Source organism: Aquaspirillum serpens DSM 68 (assembly GCF_000420525.1).
GTDB classification, from domain to species: domain Bacteria; phylum Pseudomonadota; class Gammaproteobacteria; order Burkholderiales; family Aquaspirillaceae; genus Aquaspirillum; species Aquaspirillum serpens.
The window spans coordinates 59,233-76,747 of sequence record NZ_ATVC01000002.1 but is presented as its reverse complement, the minus strand read 5'-3'; the positions used below and the strand labels follow the sequence as shown (position 1 = coordinate 76,747).

Here is a 17,515-nt window from a genome sequence, read left to right as displayed (position 1 = left end):
CTTTCTTGTTTAGCGGTTTTTTCGCTGTAACAGCCGCAGGGCATTGCCCACCACCAATAACGAACTACAGGCCATGCCCAAACTGGCGAGCCACGGGGTTAAATAACCCGATACCGCTAGCGGCAACGCCAACAGGTTATAGCCCACTGCCCACCACAGGTTTTGTCGCACAATCTGTCGGGTTTGTCGCGCTAAGTGCAAGGCAGTCGGTAAGGCGGCCAGTTGTTCTCCCGGCAAAATCATATCGGCGCTGGCGCGGGCGACATCGGTGCCATTGCCCATCGCCAATGACACATCGGCCTTAGCTAATACCGGCGCATCGTTCACCCCATCACCGACCATTAACACCCGTTTCTGCTGTTGTTGTAATTGGGCGACATAATCGAGTTTGCGTTCTGGCGTGGCCTCGGCTTGCCATGTGGTGATGCCGAGCTGTTGGGCTAAGGTCGCCACCGCACTGTGGCGATCACCTGACAACAGATGCAACTGTAAACCTTGCTGTTGTAACTGTTGCAACATCGGGGCAGCATCATGGCGCACCTCATCACCGAGGGCATAGACCGCCAACCATCCTTGTAATTGGCTGCCCAAAGCAACGACTGTGGCGTGAGCCGGCGCATCCCATGTGGTGTTGGGCATCGGGCCACACAATTCACTGATATAAGACAGTGTGCCCAACCGCAGGCAATCACCATCTGGGCTATATCCTTCCAAACCACTGCCGATTTGATTATTGACTTCTAACAAGGTTGCCGCTTCCACTGTGCCAACATGCTGTAATAACGCTTTTGCCAGTGGATGTTCTGATTGTGCTTCGAGGCCTGCCACAAGGCGATGGATGCGCTCGTCAGTTGGGGCGAATAGATATTGGCTGAGCACCTGCGGCGTGCCATAGGTGAGGGTACCGGTTTTATCAAACACCACATCGGTGATCTGCGGCAGGGTTTCTAGCGTATGGCCTCGGGCAATCAAAATCCCTCGTTGTGCTAAGGTGCCAGTGGCCGCAGCAAGCGCCGCCGGTGTTGCAAGCGACAGCGCACAGGGACAAGACACCACCAACACCGCCACAGTGATCCATAACGCCTGTTCAGCATCACGCTGCCACCACCAAGCAAAGGTCAACACCGCCACCACCAACAAAATACTGATAAACCATGCGGCAAAACGGTCGGCTAAGACGGCAAGGCGCGGTTTTTCAGCTAGGGCATGATCGAGCAAGCGGACAATGGCGGCAAGGCGGGTGTTTTGGCCGGTGTGTGTGGTGCGAATACATAACGGGCTGTCTAGGTTTAAGGTACCAGCAATCACCGCTTCACCTTCCTGACGGGCAATCGCTTGGCTCTCACCCGTTAATAAGGCCTCGTTTAAGCGGCTGTGGCCTTGCACAATAATGCCATCGACAGGAACGGTCTCACCGGCTTTCACCAACACCACATCATCAATGCGCAGGCTGGCGACTGTGGTTTCTTGGCTGTGCGGTTGTGGCCACTCGGGTAGGCGATGGGCAAAAGCGGGGACGAGTTTGACCAGACTTTCGGTTGCCGCACCAGCGCGGCGGCGTGCCATGCCTTCTAAATAGCGACCACCCAATAATAAAAAGATAAACATCGACACCGAGTCGAAATAAATACCGTGTTCGGTACGGCTAAAGAGGGCGTAGCTTGAGGCAATAAACGTCACTAAGACCGCAATGCTGACTGGGGTATCCATCCCAACCCGTTTAGCCTTTAAATCGCGCCATGTGCCTTGATAAAACGGCCACGCTGAATAGACCACCACCGGCAGGGTTAAAGCAAAACTGGCCCAATGCAATAACCACAGGTATTCAAAGGCGATTTCACCATCTTGTGCGATATACACCGGCACGGCATACATCATCACTTGCATCATTGACAGTCCAGCAACCCACAGCCGATTGATGGCACTTTTACGATTTTTTTGTGCCAGCTGTTCTTGACGTTCGCTGTCGTAGGGATGAGCACGGTAACCGATGGCGCTGATGGCTTGTAAAATATCCGACAACACCAACCGCCGATTGTCCCAACGGACGCGGGCACGATGGCTGCTGTAGTTAATTTCAACCGATAACACCCCATCCAGCCGTTTGAGATGTTGTTCATTCAGCCAGATACAGGCGGCACAGGTGATGCCTTCTAAAATCAGCGCCGCTTCGCGAATATCCGCGTTACCATCTTCGCTGTTTTCTTGGCGGACAAAACTGGCCTGCACTTCGTTTTGGTCGTACAGCTTAAGCCGTTCCAGCCATTCTTCTGGCAAGGCTTGTACCTTACCCGCCTGTTGCTGTCGGTGTTGATAATAATCGCCTAAACCGCTTTCAATAATAGAGTTGGCCACCGCTTGACAACCTGCACAGCAGGCTCGGTGGGTATGCTCGCGGTAGCGAACCGGATATTCGGCTTCTGCCGGAACAGGCAAGCCGCAGTGGAAGCAGGAATCTGACATGCTTGCGATTCTAACCGAAAAGCGCGCAAAAAAACGGCCCACGCGAGGTGGGCCAAAACAGGGTCAATTCTGATGCAATACCAATTAGTCGAGGTAGTCGTAACCTGGCAAGGTCAAGAATTCGACAAAATCATCGCTGGTGGTCAACTGCGCAAACATCGCAGCGGCGTCTTCATATTGCTTAGTCCAAGCCGCGCCGAGTTTCGCTTTCAGATCAGCAACTACTTCAGCGTGGAATTGTAAGAACAATTCTTGTGTCACTTTACGGCCATCTTCCAACACCCCTTTCGGGCTGCGGATCCATTGCCAAATTTGTGCGCGGGAAATTTCCGCCGTTGCCGCATCTTCCATCAAGTTATGAATTGGCACACAACCATTACCAGAAATCCAAGAGCCGAGGTATTGAATACCCACGTCGATATTCAGTTTCATACCGGCTTCGGTAATGGGGGTTTCAGGTTGGAAGTTGAGCAAATCAGCGGCTGTCACAGCGACATCATCGCGTTGTTTGTCGATTTGGTTCGGACGATCACCCAACACAGCGGTGAAGGCTTCCATTGCCACCGGCACTAAGCCTGGGTGCGCCACCCAACCACCGTCATAACCATCACCTGCATCGCGGTCTTTGTCCGCTTTCACCCCACCCAAGGCTTTTTCGTTGGCCACGGGATCGTTTTTAATCGGGATCAACGCTGCCATACCGCCGATAGCTGGGGCATTGCGCTTGTGGCAAGTTTTCAGCAACAACAGGGCATAAGCACGCATAAACGGCACTGTCATGGTGATCGCACCACGGTTGGCCAAGCAGAAGTCTTTGTTCGACTTGAATTTCTTGATGCAGCTAAAGATGTAGTCCCAACGACCTGCATTCAAACCAGAGCTGTGTTCACGCAATTCATACAGAATTTCGTCCATCTCGAAGGCGGCCAAGATGGTTTCAATCAACACGGTGGCTTTGATAGTGCCTTGTGGGATGTTCAGTTCGTTTTGCGCGAACACGAACACATCGTTCCACAGACGGGCTTCGAGATGGCTTTCCATCTTCGGCAGGTAGTAATAGGTTGCGCGGCCGTTGTCCACCAGATAATGGATGTTGTGGAAGAACGACAAACCAAAGTCAACCAGCGAACCAGACACGATTTCGCCATCGACAGTGATGTGTTTTTCCATCAAGTGCCAACCGCGTGGACGCAGAATCAGGGTGGCGATGCTGTCATTCAGTTTGTATTGTTTGCCTTCTGGGCTGACAAAACTGATGGTTTTGCGATAAGCATCACGCACATTGAGCTGACCGTTGATTTGGTTTTCCCAGCTTGGGCAGTTGGAATCTTCAAAGTCGGCCATGAAGCTTTTCGCGCCAGAGTTGAGCGCGTTAATCATCATTTTGCGTTCGACGGGGCCGGTGATTTCTACGCGGCGGTCGAGCAAATCGGCTGGCAACGGCGCAATTTTCCAATCACCGGCGCGGATTTCGGCAGTTTCTGGCAAAAAGTCGGGCAATTTGCCAGCGTCTAAGGCAGCTTGGCGAGTAACGCGGGCGGCCAGCAATTCGCGGCGGCGGGCTTCAAACTTGCGGTGTAATTTCGCCACAAATGCCAGTGCATCGGTGGTCAAAATCTCTTCATAAGCAGCAGGAACAGCGGCGAGGATTTCTACGCCTTCGGGAAGAGTAACAGCCATCTATTTTTCCTTTTTAGATTCTGCAACACAGCAGCCAAAGAGCCGCATTGTTTGCGCCAGTGAGATTCCCTGAATGGGAAATTTATATTGTGTTGCAGCATTGTAGTGACTGGACTCTTGGAAAGAAAGCACTAAAATGGCATTTTATATTTTACTTTTTGTGTGGTAATGGACCAGCTCAAGCAGTTAACTAGCTTTGTCAATGTGGTGAATCAGGGCAGTCTCTCTGCTGCAGCGCGACATGAAGGGGTAGTGGCGGCGATGATTGGCCGCCGCCTTGATGCCCTAGAAGAGCGTTTAGGGGTCAAGCTCTTGGTGCGTACCACGCGCCGTGTCACCTTGACGCAAGAAGGCAGTGCTTTTTTTGAAGAGTGCCAGCGTATTTTGAACGAGCTCAACGAGGCTGAAGCAGCGTTGGCGTCGGGGCATAGTCGAATGCGTGGCCACTTGCGTATTTCTGCCCCTGCCGGTTTTGGCCGCCGCCATGTCGCGCCCCATATCGCCAGCTTTCAACAGCAACACCCAGATGTCAAAGTGACGTTGAGCCTAACGGATCGAATTGTGGATTTAGTGGCCGAGGGGATTGATTGTGCGATTCGCATCAGTGAATTGGCCGATTCAACCCAAGTTGCGGTGCGCTTGGCTGACAATCGGCGGGTGGTGGTGGCTAGCCCTGCTTATTTGGCCCAGCATGGTATTCCCAAAACGCCTGCAGATTTGGCCCATCACCGTTGTTTATCTTTAGGCGGCGGCAGTCAAAGCCGAGGGTGGATTTTTCGTATTGATGGCCGTTTAGAAACACTCAAAATTTCTGGCCTATTGGAATGTAATGATGGTGCGGTGTTACACGATTGGGCGGTGGCAGGGTTTGGTTTGGCGTGGCGGTCGTTGTGGGAGGTGCGGGCAGATTTGGCCGAAGGACGGTTGGTGACCGTGTTGGATGCTTACGCCTCACCCGAATATCCGATTTATGCTGTGTTGCCACAGCGTAAGTTTTTACCGGAACGGGTGCGGCGTTTTGTCGATCACCTAAAAACCATCTACGGCCAAGCCAATTATTGGCCCTAGCCGCAGCGTGGGTTAGGCTTCTTCTGGCACATTTAAGGCATTGATGCTGTAACCACCATCGACATAGGTGATTTCGCCGGTGATGCCAGACGACAAGTCAGACAGCAAGAAAGCCGCAGCATTGCCGACTTCTTCAATGGTCACATTGCGATGCAGCGGGGAATTATCCGCTGCCATTTTCAGCAATTTACCAAAGCCCGAGATACCGGCGGCGGCCAATGTTTTGATGGGGCCGGCGGAAATGCCATTAACGCGAATACCATCACGGCCTAAAGAGGCGGCGGTAAAGCGTACGCTGGCTTCTAAACTGGCTTTTGCCAAACCCATCACGTTGTAGTGTGGAATTGCCCGTACTGCACCGAGATAGCTCAGGGTCAATAACGACGCTTGGCGGCCTTGCATCATCGGACGTGCGGCTTTGGCAAGGGCGGGGAAGCTATACGAGGAAACTTCATGGGCCACTTGGAAGGCTTCACGCGACAGACTATCGAGGAAATCACCTTTCAGCGATTCGCTTGGCGCAAAGGCGATAGCGTGCACCAACCCATCTAAACCATCCCAATGGGTGGCCAAATCGGTAAACACTTGTTCAATTTCAGCGTCGTTTTGCACATCACATTTCAGCAAAATATCGCTGCCGAAATCTTCGCGCGCCATCTTTTCGACTCGCTCTTTCAGTTTGTCGTTGACATAGGTGAATGCCAATTCCGCCCCTTCACGCCGACAGGCAGCGGCGATGCCATAAGCAATTGAGCGATTGGATAAAAGACCAGTAATTAGAATCTTCTTGCCTGCGAGGAAACCCATGTTTGTACCTTTTGAGGTGGTAAATTTTCTGATTATAGCGCACCCCGATGGCCGGTCTTATAATCCGACCACCGATTTTCAACGGATTTATTTATGTCGCTATCTGTAAAGCTGTGGCTGAAGCAGCCAATCGGCCACGTCATAGCGTGGTGGATGCTGGTGATTGGCCTGATAGTGAGCCCTGCGGCATGGAGTGCGCCAGCGGTTGCTTTGGGCTACACACCGAAATATCCACCGCATTTTTCCCATTTTGACTATGTGAATCCCACGGCACCACAAGGTGGCACGCTGACTTTACCTGCCCTTGGCGGTTTTGACACCCTCAATCCTTTTACCTTGAAAGGCGACAAAGAAGCCGGTATTGCCATGCTGTTATTTGATTCGCTGGCAGAAAAATCATGGGATGAGCCTTTTACTGTTTATGGTTTGTTGGCGGAAGACATTGCTTTGGCAGAAGATGGCTTGTCGGTCACGTTTCGCTTGAATGCCGCTGCACGGTTTAGCGATGGTTCGGCAGTTGAAGCGGCGGATGTCAAACACAGTTTCGACACCCTAACCCAAGACCCTGCCGCCCATCCGCGCTTTCGCGCCTATTGGAGCGATATCAAACAAGCGGTGGTGTTAGATAAACGCCACATCCGTTTCGATTTCAAACGTCGCAATGCCGAATTGCACATGATTATTGCCGAATTGCCGGTGTTTTCTCGGCGTTGGGGGGGGCAAGGGCAACTCGGTAAACAGCCTCTAACCCCGCCTTTGGCTTCAGGGCCCTATCTGTTGACGAAATATCAACTTGGGAAAAACAGCGAATTTAAAAAGAATCCCCACTATTGGGCGAAAAATCACCCAGTGCGGCGCGGCATGTTTAACTTTGACCGCATCCGCTTTCGCTATCTATTAGATGACACTGTGCGTCTGGAGGCATTTAAGGCAGGTGAGTTTGATGTGGTCGCAGAAAATATCGCTAAAACATGGGCGCGTTCGTATCGTGGCGCGGCTTTTGATGAAAAGCGGATTTTGAAACACACCTTCCCCAACCAAAACCCGACGGGGATGCAGGGGTTTGTGATGAACCAACGCCGTGCGGTATTTGCCGATCGGCGCGTGCGGCAGGCTTTGGCTTTGGCGTTTGATTTCGATTGGGCCAATCGACAGCTGTTTTATGGCCAATATCGCCGCAGCCAAAGTTATTTTTCCAATAGCGAATTAGCGGCACAGGGCACACCCTCGGCGGCTGAATTGGCTTTGCTCAATCCCTTGCGTGAACATCTGTCTGCTGCAGTGTTTGGCCCTGCCGTCACCTTACCGGCTTCACCAGATGCGTTTGCCTTGCGAAATAATCTGCTGCAGGCGCGGCAGTTATTGTTTGAGGCCGGCTGGTTGTTGTCCCCTGAAGGCAAATTGGTTGATGCACAAGGACGGCCATTCCGTTTTGAGTTTTTAACCTTTTCTAAAACCTATGAGCGGATTGTCGCGCCATATCAACGCAACCTTGCCCGTTTGGGGATTGAGCTGGCTATCCGCACGGTGGATTCGAGTATTTATCAACAAAAGCTCAATCAGTTTGATTTTGATATGACGGTGGCGGTGTATGGGATGTCGTTGTCGCCAGGGAATGAGTTGCGCGATTATTTTTCCACCGCCAGCGCCGATCAGCTCGGTTCGTTGAATTTGGCAGGGGTGAAACATCCGGCTTTAGAGCATTTGTTAGATCATTTTGTGTCATTCCGTGACCGCAATGAGTTGGTGACAGCAGCACGGGCGTTAGATCGGGTGTTACGAGCCGAGTATTTGTTAGTACCAAATTGGCACTTAGCAACGCATCGGGTGGCGTGGTGGGATAAATTTGCTTATCCGCAGCAACTGCCTTTGTATTATCAGGCTCAAGAATGGATGATTCATACTTGGTGGCAAAAACCTGAAATAAAGGGAAAACAGTAACACGCGATAAAAAGGCGGATGTGGCTTGTAATACCAATCCGCCGTTTTTTTAGACAATTTGCTGTATCGGTAATCCTGCTTAGTTTTTATGAATGCTAGGGCATATATCGAAGAAGTCTTTGTTTTAGTCGTAATAAATAGAATGAGTCAGTCATCGTTGCGTTATGCTTGTCTAGTCGTAATTCTTCAAAAAATGCTGAACACTCGAGAAGATGTTCTTCATTAAATTCAATAGGTTTACCCGATTTGTCCTTTATCTGTTTCCTCGAATTGCTCTCGAGCCTCAAACCTTCTGCACGGCTTGAAAATAGCCTATAGCGTTCGTTACGTCGGGTAAATCCCAGTGTACGATCAACTAACAAAGCACCCAATGTTACAACGCTGAAAATAGTTAAACCTAGTAACAAAATATGGTTTTGAGCAATAATCCAAGAAAAACCAGATAGTAAAATGCTTGAAATAAGCAGTAGGGCAATTGGCTTTTCTAAGTTTTCAGACCAGATTTTTCTCCAGTTTTTAGTTTTTTTCTCTCCTGTAGCCTGTGTGGTTTCTTTATTAGCAAACCACTTCCAAGGTAAAAGACTGCGTAACAGCAACAAGAAAAAGCTGCCAATCAGAATATGATCCCGATAGCCAACATCAAACAGCCTTAAGCTAAGTAAAAACTCATCAATTTTCTTGGTGCCAAAGTTTTCTGTCAGGGTAATGGCAAAACAGATACCAAAAAAAATCAGGCCCGTACTGGCAAAAATTGGGATACGACGAAATAAATAGCGTAACCAATAGCTTTCAGCATCTTTACTCTTGAGATGATTGCAACAATGCTCATATGCCTTAACTAACTCATCAAAGTTGGTAATTTGTTTTGGGAAATCTTTTCCTGCCATGCAATGCTCCTCAAACTGGCTCGAATACTGGCAAATGATTTCGGTGAAATTGCTCAATACCATACTGGCGCAGTGTTTCTAGCCAACGCTCGGCCACCGTCCGGCCAACGTGTTGCTCTAATGCCGCTTCACGCAGTAGCAAAAACTCTGTGCGCAGTGTGGTTGGCATGATGCCGGGATCGTCGGTATTCACCAGCACGCGGACGGGGCCACGCCGTAGGCCATAGAGGTTGGCTGCTGCGCCTTCCTCTAGGACGGATTCGTCTGGCGGGTGCCAGCGAAAAATTGGGTGCTCGGCATGTGACTTTAGCCGTGCGATATAGACATTAGATGTTGGGTTTGCTTCGATAATAAGCCCGAGTTTGTCGTACTCGGTTAACAACCAATCTTGTAGTGCGTGTATGAAATCCAGTTCGGCTGGGGTATCCACATCTTCCAAAATGTTTTCATCGCGTTTGCGGTCAACCTTGTGATGAAACCGGCCATGTGCTGCTGCTTCGTTACCCATCCGTACAATCACCAGTGGCGCTTCTTGCAGGGTACTCAACCATTCATGCCGTGCTAGATAAAGCTGGCTTGCTAGGGTGTGGTGCTCGCTCAATTCTTGATGATCGGGTAAGGCGCACAGCTCTTGCGAAGTAACTTGCCAGCTATCACCAACTTTGCTCAGCTGATAGACACAATTGCGTCGCAGCCACCATGCCTGATATAGGTCATTTGGTGTCGCGTGGTGTAAGGGCGAGATATTAAAAGCGTCAGCCGATGGTGTTTCACCTGTGGGCGAATTTGTCATGAGGTTTGGTACTTGCCACCATTGTGATAAGCGCCAGAAGCGGGCAATGCGCCGTTCGAATAAGGGCAATACTTGCTGTGCCAGTGGCAGTACCCCGCTGAGCATGCTGGCGTGATGCCACAGCCACACCAGATTATCCAGATGTTCGTCCAGCGGCAGTATCATTTCACCCTGCCGTGCCGCCCATTGTTGCGGTGGAATACCCAGTGCCAGTGCATGTCCCAACCGGTCGCCCTCGCGCATCTCGCAAAAGCGTACTGTCTCGTCGATGTGGCGCATGCCCGACGCTGGGTGGGCGTAGTCCTCGCCGGCATGGATGCTGAGATGAAACCCAATGCTGGCGCGCTCGCCATCCGGCCGTGGTTTGAAACCGTTGCGCAGCCAGCGCAGTACGGGCGCAAACCATTCGATTTTCAGCGCGTTTTCATCCCCCGCCACATCCAGCCCACGAAACCATCTGGTTGGCTGAAAGTGGAAATTCGGGTTCAGCTTGCCGCCCAAAAACTCAGGTGCATTCCAGCCGGATGTTGCTTGCAGGTTACGCATCAGCTTCTCAGCTGCTTCCCATTGCTTCTTGCCATCCGGCTTGGGGCGCTGGTTTTGCTTGTGAGCTTGCGAGCGTGAAAAGTGGGCACAGAATTGCCAACGCTCTAGGTTCTGCAAATAGCACTGCGCTTTACCATCCGGACTGATTTCATGTTCGCCAAAGATGTATGGCGGTTTGGGTTGTTTGAGCCCCGCATTCTTTGTCATTGGCTTAGAAAACTGGCGCGTGAATGCGCCAGAGAAGGCATCCGGCCCAGATTTGATTTCTGCGACATCAGCAGCGGCAGGCCACAGCCGGCGAAAATTGTCATGATTTTTGGGCTTACGCTGCATCGTCGAGCTGAAGTACCGCTCGGCAAAGCGCGTCAGGCCTTGCCCATCCATGATTAGGCTGCGGCGCAGCTGGTTGACCGTTTGCCAGAAACACAAGATGGCGATGCGCTGCAACGGATGTGTACTTTGCTCGTTATAGCGCCGGCAAAGGTAGAGGTATAACCACAGCCAGCGATTGGCCTCGCCACGCTCCATCGCCTGTGCAAATTCACCCAGTAGCCAGTTGGCACTACATATGTCGGTTGCACACAAGCTATCTGCCAATAATCCCCAATCTGGCATGCATAAGTTATGTTGCATTAAATCCGTTAGATGTTCTGAGATTTGTAACCAAACTTGTTGGTTTATTGCTGTTTCGTCCTGTGCCGCCTGTGTTGTCGGTTCTAGCAACAACACCAGTAATTGCCGAGCACGTTGCAACAAGGGTTGCAGTCTGTCGTGTTGTTCGCGCTGCCACAGGTTCGGCTTTTTGTCGGGTTTTAGCTCACCACCCGCCAGCAGGTAGTCATCGAGAATCGCGCTATCTGCAGTAACGCCCCAGAAATGTACATGCCCTTCGGCAAATGGCAATGAAGGGTTACCTTGTGGGGCAAAAAAGGCGGTTTGGGCGGACACCACGCGGCGAATGTCGTGTGCCTGTGGCTGAGGCATATCATCCAGCCACCGCGCCAAATGCCAGCCCGCGAGCAAGGTTGGGTCTAGGCCTGCTGCTAAGCGTACATAGGCTTGTACCTCGCCTTCGCGGTAGCACAGCAAGTCGCCATTGCGTTGCATTAGCCGTTGTTGCAACTCATCTAGCCACGGCAGGGTGGGTGTCAGCAGTAAATCACCATCGAGCATGCGGCCCATCAGCTGGCGCACATCGGTTAGGCGATGTTCACGCGGATATCGGGCTTCGACACCTTCAACCAGTAAATGATAGAACTCTGCTTGTAGCCGATGCCAACGATCACTTTCGAGGTCATTCGTTAGTTGCAGCCTATCCCACAGCCACGTGGCTAATTTGTCATCGCTAAAAAAACACTCAGCGGCGTGCTCGGTTAAAGTACGTTGGAGCATTATTCTGGACTCTGATCTGGCGGTTGCTGTTGATCAAACTCTGCACAAGTTTGTTTAAACCATGTAGTCCATTCAGTATCTGGAAATATACATCGTGTTTTTTTCATTATTTTATGTTTTCTGGTTTCTTAAGATTGCAAGCTTTTTGCACGAATGTATGTCTGTTGAGTTGATCTGTCTTTATTCCGGATTTTTAACAAAAAATCATTGTTTATAATTCGGCTGTTATTTTATCAATGAGATCTTTCAAGGGATGATATGCTAATGCGTCAGTGATGGTTCTGGTTTTGATACCAAATTTATGACGTGCTTTGGCTATCTTTAATTCATCTTTATTTCCCACCAGTTCATCTGCACTTTCTAACAGTTCGATATGCTTTCTATGTGGAGCAAGGTGTCCAATGTTCATGTTGAAGTGAATATTGGATTCAAAATCTTTAGCTTTACGTAAATCAACATCTGTAATTAATTCAGGTAAACCAAACAAACGGCCTTTCTCGAAGCTACCAAATGCAGACCAAGTTGCATAAAAAACCAACCCTATCTTATTAAAAGCTGCCTCTAAGTTTAATCCATACGAACCTAATCTATCTGAGTAGTTTCCGTTGTCAGAAACCATTAAATAAACCTTCTTGAATACTTTGTAAATTAACCAAGGTGAGATGTCTAGCTTATCAATACAATAACTTTCTCTCCAGTTTTTAATATTTAATTGTAGATCGTTTAGTGATTTTAGTATGTCTTTTTCTTTTTTATATTCTTTATAATCCACTAAATCCCTAATATAATCTTGTTTTGAGATTGTGATCTCCTGAGCTTGAGATTTTGCAGAGAAAAATGGTGCTGAGTTGAGAATTCTTTGTAAGTCGCTTAATTCTACTTCACCAACCAAACTCCCAATAATCAGCTCGAAGATACGACCGATGTTCAGAACAACACTACACTGTGGGAGCTGATAGATGTAATACTCTGGTAGCAAATTCAACAATAGCGCAGCATTAGGTGCGAAGTTTTCATCGAAATCTTCATGGGTCGCAGTAAGTTTTGTTTGCAAATCTTGATTGGTGCTACAACCAACCTCTAATACAGGGTATGGCAGAATGGTTTTTGAGCTTGAAAGATCGGGAAATAATAATTCTGGAAGCGTTGTTAGCGGATCTTTCCAACTTGATAAGTCATGCCTTTTTTCAAAACGCTGATAGTTTGGGGAACTATGCCAGAGGGGCTGGAATAGGGCAGTATCAAATATGCTGCCTCTATGTTCTCCGGCAGGTGTATTACGCCATTGCTGCCAATATTCCTGTGCTTGTAAAACCAGAAAGACTGGCCCTGCTTCTGTCTCAAACTGAAAGTGATTTTTTAGACTGGCAGTCCACTGTTGGCGGTCAAGCTGAATCCAATCATTTGGTACATCCATTGGCTGTTTAGCCAATTCAGTCGCAAACGTGGCATAGGCGGGGTTGTAATCACGTTTTACTTCCTTGTGTTGCTCTTGATATGCTTTTTCAAATGCTTCCATTACTTCTTCTGGTACATCGGGCATTTGCCATGCCCGTTTTACCTGTAAAGCCGAACTTGCCTCTTTAACCCGTTTTGGCAGCGCAGGGATTAAATCTTGACACCGATTTAAGAGCTGGGTTAGTGCTCGCACTGAAGGAATCGGCAACGGTAACTGACTATCTTCAAGTCCATTGACCGGCCCACTCAAAAAAATCTCTAGCCAAGCGATAAAGTTACGCAGTGGCATGACTTCTTTTTTCTCTCCATCACCCAGATAAATATCTTTTTCCTGCCAATACTGACTGACTTCCGGCATGGTCAAACGTCGCGGGAATGGCAGGATTTTGCGCTGATACTCTGCGGCCAACTCTACGGCTGTTTCATAAGCGGCTTCAGAAAGATGCTTGGAGTCTTTGGTCAGGCGGCCATGAAAGTCGCGCCAAGTGACTTCGTTATACAGTTCACGGTCGCCACTGACGATGGGAAGAACATAAGGTGTGGCCAAATAACGGCGCACGATTTCCAAATTTTCAAAGGCACGGTTCAGCGAGGTATCGACATCATCAATCGGTAAAATCAACAGCTTTTTACCTAGCAGACTCAGCACTTCGCGAAAAAAATCCTGTACGCAATCCGCCAGATGCTTGTTGCTATACATGGCTCGTATTTTATCCATGCCATGATAGTTTTTTTGTGTCTCTATCGATTCCAACGACTGGGCGAGTTTCTCCAGCGTCTGATTCAAGTTGCGGGCCTTGTTCGGCTCTTTTCTTTGCGCTTCTTTAACATCTTTGTCGTGCAGCACAGCGGCGACGATGATGTGCAAAAACAATGATTCACCCTCTTCCAACAAGGTGGGGTCGATAGGATCGAACAAATGCACATCTTTTAGTACATCTCGCTCTTTCAGATAACTTTTCAGATTGACCAATACGGCGGTTTTGCCCGTCCCTCGTGCGCCATCAATCGAGATGGCATTGTGCTCACGTAGCTGGTTCAGCGATTGGCCTTTGGCAGCCTCTGCCTTTTTTACAGCTTCTTCGATCATCCGCGCTAGCGGCTCGTACACTTCATCGCGTGGCAACAGGGTATCTGCATCAGGCAACACAGCACTTTCGCTGGCGTTGAGGGGAATGTATCTTTTCATTTTTCCGTCTTAACTTTTCAAAGCGATTATCTGATATGACATAAACAAAATCATACCATGAACATTCTTTTTATTGAATTTTGATAGATGTTAGAAATTTTCTTATATTTATGTTTTTGATTTTGTTAAATATTTTTGCATTTTTTAGTCATTTGTCTTTTTTTGTTGTGCTGCATATCCTAAACCACAGTTTAGGCGTAAGATGGCTTTCTTTGTTTAACCAGTAGAACGTTATGCCTAATCTGACGCAAAACGTGAAAGAAAATGGAGTGACGTTGGCATTGTTGGCCTACGTTATTTGGGGATTGTTTCCACTCTATTGGAAACCGCTTGCCTCGGTGCCTGCACTGGAAATCCTTGCTCACCGCATTATTTGGTCGGCTTTATTCCTATTCCTTATTTTAGGTTGGCGTAAGCAATGGGCGTGGTTGACCCAGCTCGACCGTAAAACCCTGCGTGCCTTTACTTTTTCCTCTGTTTTATTAGCGACCAATTGGCTGATTTATATTTGGGCGGTGAACGCCGGCCATGTCGTGGAGGCCAGTCTGGGCTATTTCATTACACCGTTGCTTAATGTGGCATTGGGCGCGGTGGTGTTGAAAGAACGCCTGCGCCGCCCGCAACAGATGGCGGTGTTATTGGCGATGATTGGTGTGGCGTGGATGGGCTGGCAAGCGGGGGTGCCGCCGTGGATTGCATTGGCGATTGCTGCTAGTTTTGGCGCGTATGGTTTGTTGCGCAAAGTCGCTCGACTTGGCTCGTTAGAAGGATTGGCATTAGAAACATGGCTGATTGTGTTGCCGGCCTTGGGCTATTTATTGTGGCAAGAATGGCAAGGCACGGCGATGTTCGGTGCGGCGGTGTCGTGGCAGGTCAATAGCTTGTTGGTGGGGGCGGGTGTGGTAACGGCGGTGCCGTTATTGCTGTTTGCCGCCGCCGCCCGACAGCTCGATTTAGCCACATTGGGCTTGTTGCAATACCTTTCGCCAAGTATTCAATTCACCCTCGGTGTCTTGGTGTTTGGTGAAGTGCTTGATGCAGGTCGGCTAACTGGCTTTGTTTTGATTTGGGCTGCGTTGCTGGTGTCTAGCGCCGAAGGACTGTGGCGGCGGCGGTATGGGTGGACTTAATCATGAGTTGTTTTATTGAAATTAAGTCGGGGCAGGATTCGACGCTGGGGAGTCGCTTGTATCGGTGATGCTGTGTGGTCAGTAGATTGGACACACATCGTTGGATGGATAAAACCGACATACAGCCCATAAGGTTTCCCGATCGCCATCAGGGTTTCCAGTGTCGGATTCGCTTCTCCTCGTTCAAGTCGGGCAATTTGCGGGGTGCTCAACCCGACTAACTTAGCAAACTCGCGCTGATTGAGACCTAACGATTCTCTAATCCAGCGTGCTGCTTCAGCAACCGTCGGTTGTGATTGTGCAAGACGAGCCACTAACGTTTGTCGAAGTATCTGTAGTGCTTCTGGCGATTTTTTAGCGTAACGCATCAAAGACCTTTAAAACAGTTTGGAAACGTTGATGGCAAATAGATGTGCGTGGATCTAAATCTAATTGCATAAATTCGGCATAGGTTTCTGCTAATCGGGGCTGCCATTGTCCCAACTGGCTACGTAATGCCTCTGTGTTTTCTATACCAATAATATCCGGTAACCAGCGATGAAATAAGCATGGCCACTGGATGTGATTTCCTAGAGGAAATTGTCGCCATAATGTAGCGCGTGCTGGAGGATCATCGGCAAGGAACATCGGAGAAAAATCAAATAAGGGTGTGAGCTGAATACCCTGCTGACCAAGAAAAAATGCGGTGTTACGGCCATGGTTGTCTTCTACACGTAGGCAATAGCCTAAAATATCTCTTTGTAGATATTCGAGCAGATCTATCCCAAGCCATGAGATGTCTGCATGTTTTATCCATGTCTCAATAATATCTTCGTATCTCAGTGACTGCGCATGAGCAGCAATACCCAATAAACTAAAAACACTTTCAACCGCACGACGATGCACACCATGATTTTTTAAGACGCGGTCGAAACGTGGAATAAATAGTAACCCCCCAGCCATAAAGGGCTCGCCATGAACATTGAGGCCTGCTTTTTTAGCCAATTGCAGCCAGTAAAGTTCATGTTTCAGTAAATTGGCATCACGTTCATTGCGCGGTATTTTAATGAGATAGTGTGCTATTGCTTCATCGTCTGGCACAAGAATATCTGCATAATATAGCGCATCACCTTTTTGAGTGATCCACAGCTTGGCGGCTTGTCCTTGTGTGCTTGTTCCCGCCACAAGTGTGCCATGTGTTTGTGCATACTCAATAAAATCAGCATCATGGCGTGACATGTCTTCTAACTGCCATCCCTGATTGGTTTCTGGTAGTTGCATGAGCAGCCAATTATGCGCTTGTGCAACTCGTAGATTGCCGACAGGATTGCTGGCACCAAGTGCTAAAAGAGTGGAGTCGTTATGTGGACCATCTGGTTGAGGTAGTTTTTGCTGCACAACCAGTAGCTCGCGACCAAAACCACTCGGTAAGATATCGAGTAAAAATGGTGGCCAGTGGGGAAGGCGTTGATGGTGAAATGAAACTGGTAGGTTGGCAGATAACGCAGGCTCACCTTTCGCATCCAGATAAGCGAGAGCGTATTCTGGTAGATACTCCACAATACAAGCAGATGAAATACCGTGTTGTGGTGTTTCGATGGTGAGATTTGCAGCCGCTTGCCAAGTGCCAGCAACAAATTTTTCTAAAAGAAGTTGCATTGAAATACTTTATGATCTCATAAAGGCAGTATAAGCCCTGTTTTGAGATAATAAAATATCTCTTTAACGATTGACCTTAGGTTTCACCTGTTGAATGCGCAGGCGAAATGGATAGCTGCCCTGATGAGGGAGGGGGTTGAGTTCATCTTCAAAGGTATAGACTCGCAACAGATATTTTCCCTCTTCTGGCAGTGTGCCCCACCAATCGCGGGTATCGGGCACTACCAATGCGCTTTTCTCAATCTGCCACAACAGAAAATACACACGGCTATCTGAGCCTTGTAGTGAAATGCGTAATGCTTGCCCTTCATTGCCTTGAAACGTGTAATCCTGCACCCGTCCCTGACTCACGCTGCCGCTTAGCTGATTGCTTTTCCCCACATTGGGTAAGCGCAATGATTTTTGCTGTGGCATGGCGACGATATGAGGGGTGGGGGGCGTGGAGCTGGCGAAGGTGGTGGGGATTGATAACATCATCGCCAAGCCACTGATGCAAAGGACTCGATGCCACATAGCGATAATT

The 17,515-nt window shown here is 49.0% G+C and carries 12 protein-coding genes; 3 read left to right on the top strand and 9 right to left on the bottom strand.

Annotation, left to right across the window (positions count from 1 at the left end; translation table 11 throughout):
• Positions 1-9 precede the first annotated feature (9 nt).
• The gene (locus G465_RS0100820) at positions 10-2,463 is read right to left on the bottom strand and encodes a heavy metal translocating P-type ATPase (protein WP_022652578.1); all 2,454 of its coding nucleotides are present in this window, start codon (positions 2,461-2,463) and stop codon (positions 10-12) included.
• An 84-nt stretch (positions 2,464-2,547) separates the two neighbouring features.
• A complete protein-coding gene (gene aceB, locus G465_RS0100815; protein ID WP_022652577.1) occupies positions 2,548-4,143 on the bottom strand; it encodes a malate synthase A in 1,596 nt (531 codons plus the stop codon).
• Positions 4,144-4,311: 168 nt separating this feature from the next.
• On the opposite strand from aceB, the gene G465_RS0100810 reads away from it, so the two are divergent.
• A complete protein-coding gene (locus tag G465_RS0100810) occupies positions 4,312-5,211 on the top strand; it encodes a LysR family transcriptional regulator (RefSeq protein WP_022652576.1) in 900 nt (299 codons plus the stop codon).
• A gap of 12 nt (positions 5,212-5,223) precedes the next feature.
• Here G465_RS0100810 and fabI read toward each other — a convergent pair whose 3' ends face one another.
• Positions 5,224-6,018: an enoyl-ACP reductase FabI gene (gene fabI, locus G465_RS0100805; RefSeq protein ID WP_022652575.1), complete on the bottom strand. Its 795-nt coding sequence runs from the start codon at positions 6,016-6,018 to the stop codon at positions 5,224-5,226.
• 93 nt (positions 6,019-6,111) lie between these two features.
• Here fabI and G465_RS0100795 point away from each other — a divergent pair, with 93 nt between their 5' ends.
• Entirely contained in the window at positions 6,112-7,959 is a 1,848-nt protein-coding gene (locus tag G465_RS0100795) for an extracellular solute-binding protein (protein WP_245556734.1), read from the top strand.
• Between the two features lie 95 nt (positions 7,960-8,054).
• On the opposite strand, the gene rdrD is transcribed toward G465_RS0100795, so the two are convergent.
• The 3 genes from rdrD to rdrA all read right to left on the bottom strand — a co-directional run bounded on the left by rdrD (position 8,055) and on the right by rdrA (position 14,224).
• Complete coding sequence (gene rdrD, locus G465_RS0100790) at positions 8,055-8,846, bottom strand: antiviral RADAR system accessory protein RdrD (protein ID WP_022652572.1); 792 nt, start codon at positions 8,844-8,846, stop codon at positions 8,055-8,057.
• 10 nt (positions 8,847-8,856) lie between these two features.
• A complete protein-coding gene (gene rdrB, locus G465_RS0100785) occupies positions 8,857-11,577 on the bottom strand; it encodes an antiviral RADAR system adenosine deaminase RdrB (RefSeq protein WP_022652571.1) in 2,721 nt (906 codons plus the stop codon).
• Positions 11,578-11,788: 211 nt separating this feature from the next.
• Positions 11,789-14,224, bottom strand: coding sequence for an antiviral RADAR system adenosine triphosphatase RdrA (rdrA, locus tag G465_RS0100780; protein ID WP_022652570.1), 2,436 nt, complete (start codon positions 14,222-14,224; stop codon positions 11,789-11,791).
• 233 nt (positions 14,225-14,457) lie between these two features.
• Here rdrA and rarD point away from each other — a divergent pair, with 233 nt between their 5' ends.
• Positions 14,458-15,354, top strand: a complete 897-nt coding sequence (rarD, locus tag G465_RS0100775) for an EamA family transporter RarD (protein WP_022652569.1) — start codon at positions 14,458-14,460, stop codon at positions 15,352-15,354.
• Here rarD and G465_RS12960 read toward each other — a convergent pair.
• From G465_RS12960 to G465_RS0100765, 3 genes are all read right to left on the bottom strand, one after another.
• The gene (locus G465_RS12960; RefSeq protein WP_022652568.1) at positions 15,351-15,722 is read right to left on the bottom strand and encodes a helix-turn-helix domain-containing protein; all 372 of its coding nucleotides are present in this window, start codon (positions 15,720-15,722) and stop codon (positions 15,351-15,353) included. The two genes, rarD and G465_RS12960, sit on opposite strands and share 4 nt — an antisense overlap.
• Complete coding sequence (locus G465_RS0100770) at positions 15,709-16,992, bottom strand: type II toxin-antitoxin system HipA family toxin (protein ID WP_022652567.1); 1,284 nt, start codon at positions 16,990-16,992, stop codon at positions 15,709-15,711. The genes G465_RS12960 and G465_RS0100770 overlap by 14 nt, the downstream gene beginning before the upstream one ends.
• A 63-nt stretch (positions 16,993-17,055) precedes the next feature.
• Positions 17,056-17,505, bottom strand: a complete 450-nt coding sequence (locus tag G465_RS0100765; RefSeq protein WP_022652566.1) for a hypothetical protein — start codon at positions 17,503-17,505, stop codon at positions 17,056-17,058.
• Positions 17,506-17,515: the final 10 nt, after the last annotated feature.